Genomic DNA, 10,165 nt, shown 5'->3' on the forward strand with positions numbered 1-10,165 from the left:
ATCTGCTAATCTAGCATCCACGCTAGGCGGAGGACGCGGTCATAGCCCCTGGCCGTGAGTACGCCCCGTTCCAGTGCATGGTCCAGGATCCGGGTGGTGGCGGCCGCCAGTTTCAGCTCGCTGCGCAGGATGCGCCCGGGCACCTGGGAATTCGTTTCCATGCCCCAGGGCTGCAGCCGCTGCAGCTGGCGGGCCCGGGCAGCCAGGACGCGGGCACCGACCGTTGCGCTGTCCTCCGCTCCCCCGGACTGGCCGAAGTCCGCCAGCGACACGCGGTCCACCTGCAGCTGGATGTCCACACGGTCCAGGAGCGGCCCGGACATGCGCGACATGTAGCGGCGCCGCATGAAGGGGGTGCAGGTGCATTCGATGCCCTTCCCCGAGGCCTTGCCGCACGGACACGGATTGGCTGCCAGCACCAACTGGAACCGCGCCGGGTATGCCGCTGCTCCGGCCGAGCGGTGGATGACCAGCTCGCCGCTCTCAAGGGGCTGCCTGAGTGCATCCAGGACCCTGCGTTCGTATTCGGGCGCCTCGTCAAGGAACAGGATTCCGCGGTGCGCCCGCGATGCGGCACCGGGACGCGGCAGCCCCGACCCGCCGCCGATGATCGCCGCGGCCGTGGCGGTGTGGTGGGGATTCTCGAAGGGCGGCCGCCGGACCAGCTGCACGCCGGATGCGGGGAGTTGGCACAGGGAGTGGATGGCTGTCACCTCCATTGCCTCCGTGTCGCGCAGATCGGGCAGAAGCCCGGGAAGCCGCTCGGCCAGCATGGTCTTGCCGGCGCCGGGCGGGCCGGTCAGCAGCAGGTGATGGGCACCGGCGGCGGCTACCTCCAGGGCGCGGCGTGCCTCTGCCTGGCCGGAGACGTCGCACATGTCCGGGACGGGCGCGTCCACGGAGACAGGCTCAGTTCCCGCGGGTTCGTCCTCCGGTGCGAAGTCAAGGACAAGTTCCTGCGGGTCAGCGCCAAAATCGAACACCAGCCGTGCCAGGGTCCGGTAGCCGCGGACCCTGGCACCGGGGACGAGTTCGGCCTCTGCTGCATTCGCCTGGGCCACCACGATGTCCTGGAACCCGGCCTGCACCGCGGACATCACGGCCGGGAGTATGCCGCGGACGGGCCGGAGGCGTCCGTCCAGTCCCAGCTCGGCGATGAAGACGGTGCGCCCGGTGGGCCTGATGTCCTCCGCGGCCCGCAGCACCGACATTGCGATGGCAAGGTCGAAGCCGGAACCGCGCTTGGGCAGGGACGCCGGAATGAGGTTGGCGGTGATCTTCCGCCTGCTCAGCGGAATACCGGAGTTCTGCGCCGCCGAGCGGATGCGGTCCCTGGCTTCATTGAGGGAGGCATCCGGGAGGCCGAGAAGCACAAAGGCGGGGAGCGTCTGGCCGATGTCGGCCTCGACCTCCACGATGTAGCCGTTGAGGCCGACGAGTGCCACCGAATAGGCTCTCCCCAGCGCCATCACAGCACCTCCTTGAGGTGCTCAACGGAGGGTTTGCCGACGCCGTCGTCCAGCACGGCGATGACGTCCACCCGGCGCAGCGGTAAGTGCAGTCCATGGTCCCGGCACCAGGCCGAACCCAGGCGGTGCAGCCGGGCGAGCTTGTCCGCGCCCACCGCCTCGAACGGGTGACCGTAGGCGAGCGAACGCCGGGTCTTCACTTCGGCAATGACGAGGGCATCGCCGTCCAGGGCGACGATATCGATTTCGCCGTCCGGGCAGCGCCAGTTGCGCTCCACGATGAGCATCCCCAGCGATTCCAGGTATTCCGCCGCGAGCTCTTCCCCGCGCCGGCCCAGCAGGTCCTTGGCTTTCATGTCCACCTCCGCAACAAGACTGCGGCGGCGGACTCACCCGGAACAGGGCACGGTCACGCTATGTGGGAAAGCCCGTGGGATACAGGGAAAACAGCCCGCAAACAGCGGCTGTGGAGGAACAGTGGCGCCCCGAGGAGGCGCAGGAGAAACGCAGAATAGCAAAAACCTCAGTTGCCGAGGTCGACGTCCTTGGGCAGCGCGAGCTCCTCGTTGCGGGGCAGTTCCTCGACGTTGACGTCCTTGAACGTGATGACCCGGACGCTCTTCACGAACCGCGCCGAACGGTAGACGTCCCAGACCCAGGCATCCTGGAGCGTGAGATCGAAGTAGACCTCCCCGTCGGCGCTGCGCGCCTGGAGGTCCACGTGGTTGGCGAGGTAGAAGCGCCGCTCGGTCTCGACCACGTAGCTGAACAGACCCACGACGTCGCGGTACTCCCGGTAGAGCTGGAGCTCCATATCGGTTTCATAGTTCTCAAGGTCTTCGGCACTCATGGTTCCATCTTGCACCATGCGGGCGGGAACCCGCGCACCGCACGACGCACCGCGCTATTCCGTCAGCAGGTTCCAGCTGACCCGGTGGTAGGGGCTCGGGCCGCGGGTGCGGATCGCTTCCCGGTGCGCCGCCGTGCCGTAGCCCTTGTTGACGTCCCAGCCGAAGTCCGGGTACTCAATGTGGAGCTGCTGCATGTGCTGGTCTCGCTCGACCTTGGCCAGGACACTCGCGGCGGCGACGCTGAGGCACTGCATGTCGGCCTTGACCAGGGTGTGGACGGGCGCGTCACAGCCCGGGTCGGTGATGACCTCGTCGAACAGTGAGGGCTGGACGGCGGGCGAGAGCCAGTTGTGGCTCCCGTCCAGCAGGACGACGTCGGGCGTGATGCCGGCACCGAGGATCTCAAACCAGGCCCTGTTTCCGGCGGCGCGGAGGGCACCCATGATGCCAAGATCGTCGATTTCCCGCGCACTGGCATGCCCCACGGCGGAGGCGACGCTCCAGGCCCGCACCAGCGGGTCAAGCCGTTCCCGCTCCGCTGCCTTGAGCAGCTTGCTGTCCCGGACATCTGCGAGCAGCTGCATGTTCTGCAGGTCCACGACGGCGATCCCCACGCTCACCGGCCCCGCGAGGGCGCCGCGGCCTACCTCGTCGACGCCGGCCAGGAACCGCGCCCCGCGGGGAAGGAAGCGCTTCTCGTAGTCAAGGGTGGGTGCAACGGACATGGTTAACCTGCCGAGGGCACATTCTTGAAGACACCGGGGTAATTGTCCAGGCCCGCCCAGCGGTTCATCGGCCAGGCGATGACCGCCGCCTTGCCCTCGATATCGGCGGTGTCCACGAAGCCTCCGTTGGTGTCCGTGTGGGCACGGGAGTCCGCCGAGTGGTTGCGGTTGTCACCCATCACCCAGACTTTGCCCTGCGGCACGACGACGTCGAAGGTTCGCACTGCCGGAACTTCGGCCGGATTGACGTATGTCTCGTCCAGCGCCGCACCGTTGACGGTGATCTTGCCGCCGGCGTCACAGCAGACGACGTGGTCCCCGGGGAGACCGATGACACGCTTGACCAGGTGCTGCTCGGAATTGTCCGGCAGCAGGCCCACGAAAGTCAGCCCGTCCTCCACAACGCTGAACGGCCCGTCGGCCTTTTGCGGTGTGGGCGGCAGCCAGCCCTTGGTGTCCCTGAAGACCACCACGTCGCCGCGCTCCAGGGCAAACGGCTCCGGCACGAGGAGGTTCACGAAGATGCGGTCGTTGATGTCCAGCGTGTTCACCATCGACTCGGACGGAATGTAGAAAGCCCGGAACAGGAAGGTTTTGATGAGGAAGGACAGCACGACGGCGATCACCACCACCGTGGCGATCTCCTTCAGCCACAGCAGGAAAGGATTGCGGGCACGGGCTTTTTCCTGGCGGCGTGGGCCGGCAGGAGCAGGTGACCCGGGTCCGGTTCCGCCGGAGGCGGACACCTCCGAAACGGGCTCCTGGGCGGCATGCCGTCCCGGCCTCGCAGCAGCCTGCCGCGGTTCGGAGCTCCCGGGATCGATTTCCGGCATCTATTGTCCGTCCTTTGTTGTTGAAGTGGCCGCCAACGGCGACCGCGCCACTGACGCAAATCTATCAAGCGGCCAGAGAATCTGTACCGGACTTCCGATCACCCTGTCCGCACGCACCATGCCGCCGCCCGGCGCCCCCAGCAGGCTGCGGGAGTCCGCCGAGACCGAGCGGTGGTCCCCGAGCAGCCACAGCCGGCCCTCGGGCACAGTCACGTCGAACTTCTGGGTGCTCGCAGCATCACCGTCATACAGGTAGGGTTCCACGAGCGGCTGACCGTTGACTGTGAGGCGTTGGCCGGCGTCGCAACAGACCACGTGGTCGCCGGGAAGCCCGATGACCCGCTTTACATATGTAGTATCACTGCCGGTCACCCCCAGCCAGTGGCCTGCCGCGGCCGCCGCTTCCTGCAGCGGACCTTCCCCGCTGTTCAACGGGGCGAACGAGCCCCGGCCGTCGAACACGACGACGTCGCCGCGACGGATCGGTTCGGACTGGAAGGCGGTGCGGGACACCAGGATCCTGTCACCCGCGCCGAACAGCGGCTCCATCGAGGCAGACGGAATGTAATACACGTCCAGCCACAGCGAGCGGATGAGCCCGCTGACCAGGACGGCAGCCAGTACTGCCAGCAATGCAAAACGCCAGCCCGGTTTCCCTGGCTGGCGTTTTGTCTGGTCCATGATCCGTATCCTGTGGCGCTGTTGCGGATGACTCCGGCGTTGCCGGACACGGGTTGGGGACCCGCCGTGAAAGTCGGTAAGGACTTACTTGGCGGTGCTGAAGTCGCGCTTTTCCTTGATCTTCGCAGCCTTACCGCGCAGTGCACGCATGTAGTAAAGCTTGGCGCGGCGCACGTCACCCTTGGTGACGAGCTCGATCTTGTCGATGATCGGGGAGTGCACCGGGAAGGTACGCTCAACGCCGACGCCGAAGGAAACCTTGCGGACGGTGAAGGTTTCGCGGATGCCGTCACCCTGGCGGCCCAGGACGAAGCCCTGGAATACCTGGACACGGGAGTTCTTGCCTTCGATGATGTTCACGTGAACCTTGAGGGTGTCACCCGCGCGGAACTCGGGAACATCGGTGCGCAGCGAGGCTGCATCTACGGAATCGAGGATATGCATTGATCCACTCCTGGTGAACGCCACAGGTCATCCACTTTGGGTCACGGCAGCCAAGCCCGGATATTTCACCGGGAAATCGCTGCCGAAGTGTTGAGGTCCGGTCCCGCCACCCTTTGGCGGTACCGGGGTGCCTTGCTGTTGGTTACGCTCCCCCTGTGGCAGGCGCGGACCCAGCAGACACAAGGACTAATTTTGCCACATAAGGCACGAATTGGTTAATTCTGGAACGGCTCAGGCTTCGGGCCGGGGCCTGAGGTGACCGTCGACGACGTCGTACCCCAGGTCCGCGAGGGCGGTGCGGTCCGCGCGGGGCAGCGTCCCGGCGTCGAACGCCTCGAGCAGGTCAGGGCGGCGTTCCGCCGTTCTGCGGTACTGTTCGTGCCGGCGCCACTGCGCGATCTTGCCGTGGTTGCCGCTAAGCAGGATGGCGGGGACTTCCCGGTCTCGCCAGACCGACGGTTTGGTGTAGACGGGGTACTCGAGCAGGCCGTCCGAATGTGACTCCTCCACGAGGGACTCGGGGTTGCCCACCACTCCGGGGAGCAGCCGGCCGATGGCTTCCACCATGGCGAGGACGGCCACTTCCCCGCCGTTGAGGACATAGTCGCCGAGGCTGACCGGGCGGACCGTGAAGTGTTCCTCGGCCCATTCGATGACGCGCTCGTCAATGCCCTCGTACCGCCCGCAGGCGAACACCAGTTGCTCCTCCCCGGCAAGCTCGTGGGCCAGCGCCTGGTTGAAGCGCTCCCCCGCCGGAGACGGGACGATCAGCACGGGCTTGGCCGCACCGGACGGCCGGGCAGCCGCCACGGACTCCAGTGCCTGGGCCCACGGCTCGGCCTTCATGACCATGCCGGCGCCGCCGCCGTAAGGGGTGTCGTCCACGGTGCGGTGGCGGTCGGTGGTGAAAGTGCGGAGGTCGTGCACGTTCAGGTTCAGCAGCCCGTCCTGGCGGGCCTTGCCGATGAGCGACAGCTCCAGCGGTGCCAAGTACTCGGGAAAAATACTGACGACGTCGATTCTCATCTAGGCTTTGGCCTCCGGCTCAGCCTCGTCCTCGGCGGAGTCAGAGCCCCTGGTCTCGGGGTCCTCCCCGCCCTCCTCGTTGATCTCGAACAGGCCCGCCGGCGGAGTGAGCAGGATGTAGCCCTCCTCGATGTTCACCTCGGGGACGATCTGTTCCACGAACGGGATGAGGATGTCCTTGCCGTCCGGCGTTTCGACGACCAGCAGGTCCTGCACGGGCATGGTGTTCAGGGCGGTGACCTTGCCTACGGCCTGGGAGCCGACGCGGGCCTCGAGGCCGACGAGCTCGTGTTCATACCAGCCTTCGTCGTCATCCTCGTCGAGTTCCTCGGTTTCGATGAACAGCTTGGCGCCGCGCAGGGTCTCGGCGCGGTTCCGGTCGGCCACCTCGTCAAAACCGAGCAGGAGGATGTCCTTGTTCCAGCGGGCACTGCGCACGGTAAGCGGCCCGGCGGAGGCGGGTTCCACCACGAACTCGGTGCCGGGAACGAACCGGTCCTCAGGCGCGTCGGTGAGCACCTGGACGGTCACCTCGCCGCGGATTCCGTGGGGTTTGCCGATACGGGCCACCTGAAGCTGCATGTGTTCCTCTGTTTGGACTGCGTGTATGCGTCGTTAAGACAATTGTGGGTGTCAGGGCCCAAAGCAGTCCGGCCCCTCCACCGTTAGCTGGTGGAGGGGCCGGACTTTAAGGCAAGTGTTGCAGGCGCGTTACCGGCGGCGGTCGGTGTCGACGACGTCGACCCTGACCTGCTCGCCATCTGCCAGCGCCGCCACGACCGTGCGCAGTGCACGCGCGGTGCGGCCCTGGCGTCCGATTACCCGTCCGAGGTCTTCCTGGTGAACGCGCACCTCGAGGGTATCCCCGCGGCGGTTGTTCTTGGCACTGACCTTGACGTCCTCAGGGGAGTCGACAATGCCGCGGACAAGGTGTTCGAGCGCTTCTGCCAGCAACTTACTCAGCCTCGGTGGTCTCTGCTTCAGCCTCGGCGGGGGCTTCCGATGCCTTGGCCTTCTTGGTGATGGCTTCCGGGATGATCACGGAACCCTTCTCCGGAGCAACGAATGCTTCCTTGTCGGCCTTGGTCTTCAGGGTGCCTTCCTGGCCCGGCAGACCCTTGAACTTCTGCCAGTCACCGGTGATCTTCAGGATCGCGGCGACCTGCTCCGACGGCTGCGCGCCGACGGACAGCCAGTACTGTGCACGCTCGGAGTCGACCTCGATGTATGAGGGCTCCTCGGTGGGGTGGTACTTGCCGATCTCTTCGATGGCACGGCCATCACGCTTGGTGCGCGAATCGGCGACAACGATGCGGTAGTACGGTGCGCGCATCTTACCGAAGCGCTTAAGGCGAATCTTTACGGCCACTTTTGTGGTCACTCCTGTTTCTGAAACGGGGTTGAACCCGCGTTCTGCACCCGTGGGGCGGGCCGTACTTGGGGGTTCGAAAAGGACAGGATCCAGACGCGGAGAGAGGGGCCACGCAGATCGAGTACCTGTCTATTGTGCCAGATCGTCCGCGTTATTTCGACTTGACATGCGGACGGAGGCTTATTGCTAGGACGACCAGACGTAGAGACCGGTCCTGCTGCCTTCGTCCACGGTGGCGGCGAGCTCTGCCAGCTGCTGGACGTAGCTCTTGGCTTCTCCGGCACCAAAGGGCATGTCATCCTCGGCGGCCCAGCGCTCGGCCACCTCATCCAGGACGTTGCCCTCACCCTCGGACTCGTAGGTGAGGAGCTCGGCCAGCGCCCGGACCATCGCCGCCGGCACGCCCAGAAGTGAATCGCTGGCCACGTCCACCATGGCCAGTTCATAGTCCGCGCCCGCGGCGTGCACCGCTGCACCGGCGAGGTCGCCGAGCTGTTCGATCTCAAAATCACTGATGCCGGCGATCCGGATGCCGTCTCCGGCAGCGGCGCCGCCTTCCAGCGCCTCTGCCCGCTTGAGGGCGTCATTGTGGGTGGCAACAAACACTTCGGTGAAACCCATGGATACGTCCTCATTCCGTCGGCGGTGGATGCCCGGCAGCGGCAGTGCCGGGGCCCTTCGAATGTCAGCCTAACCCAACCGGGTCCGCCGGGCTTAGCGCACGGCCACGCGGAGGCGGTTGCGCCACGGGTCCTCGAACCGGAGCTCGGAGCCGGTGTGGTGCGATTCGACTCCGGCGACTTTGAGGCGGTCGGCAAGGGCGCCGACGTCGTCCCCCGAGGGGACCTCGATGAGGACCTCGCCAAGGCCCAGGGTGTCCCGGCGCGGGCCTGCCCCGCGGCTGTTCCAGACGTTCATGGCCATGTGGTGATGGTAGCCGCCGGCGGACACGAAGAGGGCCTGGCCGTGCCAGCCAGCTGTCTTTTCGAATCCCAGCGTGCCGACGTAAAAGTCATGGGCGGACTGGACGTCGCCCACCTGCAGGTGGACGTGTCCCACCCCCGCGTCGGTGCCGCGCTGGCCCTCCACGGACTCCTGCGTGAGGTGGTCCTGGAGGTACTTCTGCGGCGGCAGCGCCAGGCTGTCCATGACCACGTTCTTGCCGTCCCAGGACCAGGCCTCACGCGGGCGGTCCCAGTAGAGTTCGATCCCGTTGCCTTCCGGATCGGTGAAATAAAACGCCTCGCTCACCAGGTGGTCGGCGCTGCCCACGAAGGACTGCGGCTCATACTGGGCGGCGCTGGCAATGGTGGCGGCCAGCGAGGACTGGTCTTCGAACAGGAGCGCCGTGTGGAAGAGGCCGGCCTCGCCGCGGCCGGGAATGTTCAGGCCCGGAGCGGGAGCAAGGTGCACCAGCGGCGTCGTCAGGCGGCCGAGATAGAGGCCGCCATCCTGCTCGGCGACGACGTTGAGGCCGAGGGCGCGCTGGTAGTAATCGGTCATGAGCTTCATGTCGCCCACCTTGAGCATGACGGTGCCCATGGTGAGGTCGGCAGGAAGCAAGTCCTGGCTGCTGTCTGCTGCTGTCATTGAATACTCCCGAAGTGTCCGGACCCCCGGATTTCGGCGGCCTCTACATCTCTAAATTACTTGAAGCTTCAATTTATTCCTAATGCACAATCTTTCCCCTGAGCACCACATTCGTGAGGCTGCGGATGGTCTCCGGCACGGCCCGGGGGTCCTCCCGGCAGACCACCACGTCCGCGGCCGCCCCTTCCGCCAGCCCCTCGGCCCCGAGCCAGCGGCGCGCACGCCAGCAGGCTGCGTCAAGCGCCGCCGGCGCCGGAAGCCCGGCGGCGTGAAGTTCAAGGATCTCGTCCGCGATGCGGCCGTGGCGGATCACACTGCCGGCATCTGTTCCCGCATAAATTTCGACGCCGGCCTCGTAGGCCTCCAGGACACGCTCGCGGCGGCGGGCCCACAGTGCGCGCATGTGCTGCGCATACCGCGGAAACTTCGGCTCGGCCTGGGCGGCGATGTCCGGGAAGGTAGCGATGTTGATGAGTGTCGGCACGATCGGCACCTGCTGCTCGACGAACCGCGGAATGTGCCGGGGCAGCAGGCCCGTGGCGTGCTCGATGCAATCGATGCCGGCGTCCAGCATGTCATCCAGGGTGTCCTCGCCGAAGCAGTGCGCCGTGACCCTGGCCCCCTCGTCGTGGGCGGCGCGGACGGCGTCCCGCACGGCCCCGGCAGGGAATGACGGCGCGAGGTCGCCGGCGGTCCGGTCGATCCAGTCCCCCACCAGCTTGACCCAGCCGTCCCCTTCCCGCGCCTGCTTGCGCACCGCCTCCACGAGGCCCCACGGCTCGACTTCCACCGCGAAGTTCCTCAGGTACCGGCGGGACCGGGCCACATGCCGGCCCGCCCTGATGATCCGCGGCGTGTCGGCCCGCTGCTGCAGCCATCGGGTGTCGCTGGCGGCGCCGGCGTCCCGGACAAGGAGCGTGCCGGCGTTGCGGTCCGTCATGGCCTGGCGGTACGCCACATCATCGTCCACAGGACCGTCCGGGCCCAGCCCGATGTGGCAGTGGGCATCCGCAAAACCGGGCAGGACCCAGCCGTCCAGGACCGCGTCCGGCCGTTGGCCCGGAGGATTGAACGTCAGCTTCCCGTCCACGGCCCAGAGCCCGCGGCGTTCCTCATCCGCAGCAGTGAGCACGGGTCCGCTGAATTCGATGATGTGAGCCATGACTCCAGCCTA

At 66.5% G+C, this 10,165-nt stretch carries 14 protein-coding genes; all 14 read right to left on the minus strand.

Annotated features, from left to right (window positions below; translation table 11 throughout):
- Nucleotides 1–5 precede the first annotated feature (5 nt).
- The 14 genes from QF036_RS16285 to QF036_RS16350 all read right to left on the minus strand — a co-directional run bounded on the left by QF036_RS16285 (nucleotide 6) and on the right by QF036_RS16350 (nucleotide 10,153).
- Entirely contained in the window at nucleotides 6–1,469 is a 1,464-nt protein-coding gene (locus QF036_RS16285) for a YifB family Mg chelatase-like AAA ATPase (protein ID WP_307103510.1), read from the minus strand.
- On the minus strand, nucleotides 1,469–1,825 hold the full coding sequence (locus QF036_RS16290; RefSeq protein ID WP_307103512.1) for a YraN family protein: 357 nt from the start codon (nucleotides 1,823–1,825) through the stop codon (nucleotides 1,469–1,471). Before QF036_RS16290 ends, QF036_RS16285 begins: the two co-directional genes overlap by 1 nt.
- A gap of 167 nt (nucleotides 1,826–1,992) precedes the next feature.
- Complete coding sequence (locus tag QF036_RS16295) at nucleotides 1,993–2,319, minus strand: DUF2469 domain-containing protein (RefSeq protein WP_003806068.1); 327 nt, start codon at nucleotides 2,317–2,319, stop codon at nucleotides 1,993–1,995.
- A 54-nt stretch (nucleotides 2,320–2,373) separates the two neighbouring features.
- The gene (locus tag QF036_RS16300) at nucleotides 2,374–3,045 is read right to left on the minus strand and encodes a ribonuclease HII (protein ID WP_307103513.1); all 672 of its coding nucleotides are present in this window, start codon (nucleotides 3,043–3,045) and stop codon (nucleotides 2,374–2,376) included.
- Nucleotides 3,046–3,047: 2 nt separating this feature from the next.
- Complete coding sequence (lepB, locus tag QF036_RS16305; protein ID WP_307103514.1) at nucleotides 3,048–3,878, minus strand: signal peptidase I; 831 nt, start codon at nucleotides 3,876–3,878, stop codon at nucleotides 3,048–3,050.
- Nucleotides 3,879–4,559: a signal peptidase I gene (gene lepB, locus QF036_RS16310; protein ID WP_307103515.1), complete on the minus strand. Its 681-nt coding sequence runs from the start codon at nucleotides 4,557–4,559 to the stop codon at nucleotides 3,879–3,881.
- Between the two features lie 84 nt (nucleotides 4,560–4,643).
- A complete protein-coding gene (gene rplS / locus QF036_RS16315) occupies nucleotides 4,644–5,003 on the minus strand; it encodes a 50S ribosomal protein L19 (protein ID WP_056632605.1) in 360 nt (119 codons plus the stop codon).
- 231 nt (nucleotides 5,004–5,234) lie between these two features.
- Nucleotides 5,235–6,029, minus strand: coding sequence for a tRNA (guanosine(37)-N1)-methyltransferase TrmD (gene trmD, locus QF036_RS16320; RefSeq protein ID WP_307103517.1), 795 nt, complete (start codon nucleotides 6,027–6,029; stop codon nucleotides 5,235–5,237).
- Entirely contained in the window at nucleotides 6,030–6,611 is a 582-nt protein-coding gene (gene rimM / locus QF036_RS16325; RefSeq protein WP_307103519.1) for a ribosome maturation factor RimM, read from the minus strand.
- Nucleotides 6,612–6,740: 129 nt separating this feature from the next.
- A complete protein-coding gene (locus tag QF036_RS16330; RefSeq protein ID WP_076802241.1) occupies nucleotides 6,741–6,983 on the minus strand; it encodes an RNA-binding protein in 243 nt (80 codons plus the stop codon).
- A gap of 1 nt (nucleotide 6,984) precedes the next feature.
- On the minus strand, nucleotides 6,985–7,398 hold the full coding sequence (rpsP, locus tag QF036_RS16335) for a 30S ribosomal protein S16 (RefSeq protein WP_003806059.1): 414 nt from the start codon (nucleotides 7,396–7,398) through the stop codon (nucleotides 6,985–6,987).
- 189 nt (nucleotides 7,399–7,587) lie between these two features.
- On the minus strand, nucleotides 7,588–8,022 hold the full coding sequence (locus tag QF036_RS16340) for a hypothetical protein (protein WP_307103521.1): 435 nt from the start codon (nucleotides 8,020–8,022) through the stop codon (nucleotides 7,588–7,590).
- Between the two features lie 93 nt (nucleotides 8,023–8,115).
- Nucleotides 8,116–8,991 carry a VOC family protein gene (locus QF036_RS16345; protein ID WP_307103524.1) on the minus strand — a complete coding sequence of 292 codons (876 nt, stop codon included), beginning with the start codon at nucleotides 8,989–8,991 and terminating at the stop codon, nucleotides 8,116–8,118.
- A gap of 79 nt (nucleotides 8,992–9,070) precedes the next feature.
- A complete protein-coding gene (locus tag QF036_RS16350) occupies nucleotides 9,071–10,153 on the minus strand; it encodes an amidohydrolase family protein (RefSeq protein WP_307103525.1) in 1,083 nt (360 codons plus the stop codon).
- Nucleotides 10,154–10,165: the final 12 nt, after the last annotated feature.

It is taken from the genome of Arthrobacter globiformis (genome assembly GCF_030817195.1).
GTDB classification, from domain to species: Bacteria; Actinomycetota; Actinomycetes; order Actinomycetales; family Micrococcaceae; genus Arthrobacter; species Arthrobacter globiformis_D.

Coding starts and splice junctions, on each gene's coding strand:
- QF036_RS16285 (WP_307103510.1), bottom strand. CDS start 1,469: ATGGCGCTGGGGAGAGCCTATTCGGTGGCACTCGTCGGCCTCAACGGC.
- QF036_RS16290 (WP_307103512.1), bottom strand. CDS start 1,825: ATGAAAGCCAAGGACCTGCTGGGCCGGCGCGGGGAAGAGCTCGCGGCG.
- QF036_RS16295 (WP_003806068.1), bottom strand. CDS start 2,319: ATGAGTGCCGAAGACCTTGAGAACTATGAAACCGATATGGAGCTCCAG.
- QF036_RS16300 (WP_307103513.1), bottom strand. CDS start 3,045: ATGTCCGTTGCACCCACCCTTGACTACGAGAAGCGCTTCCTTCCCCGC.
- lepB (WP_307103514.1), bottom strand. CDS start 3,878: ATGCCGGAAATCGATCCCGGGAGCTCCGAACCGCGGCAGGCTGCTGCG.
- lepB (WP_307103515.1), bottom strand. CDS start 4,559: ATGGACCAGACAAAACGCCAGCCAGGGAAACCGGGCTGGCGTTTTGCA.
- rplS (WP_056632605.1), bottom strand. CDS start 5,003: ATGCATATCCTCGATTCCGTAGATGCAGCCTCGCTGCGCACCGATGTT.
- trmD (WP_307103517.1), bottom strand. CDS start 6,029: ATGAGAATCGACGTCGTCAGTATTTTTCCCGAGTACTTGGCACCGCTG.
- rimM (WP_307103519.1), bottom strand. CDS start 6,611: ATGCAGCTTCAGGTGGCCCGTATCGGCAAACCCCACGGAATCCGCGGC.
- QF036_RS16340 (WP_307103521.1), bottom strand. CDS start 8,022: ATGGGTTTCACCGAAGTGTTTGTTGCCACCCACAATGACGCCCTCAAG.
- QF036_RS16345 (WP_307103524.1), bottom strand. CDS start 8,991: ATGACAGCAGCAGACAGCAGCCAGGACTTGCTTCCTGCCGACCTCACC.
- QF036_RS16350 (WP_307103525.1), bottom strand. CDS start 10,153: ATGGCTCACATCATCGAATTCAGCGGACCCGTGCTCACTGCTGCGGAT.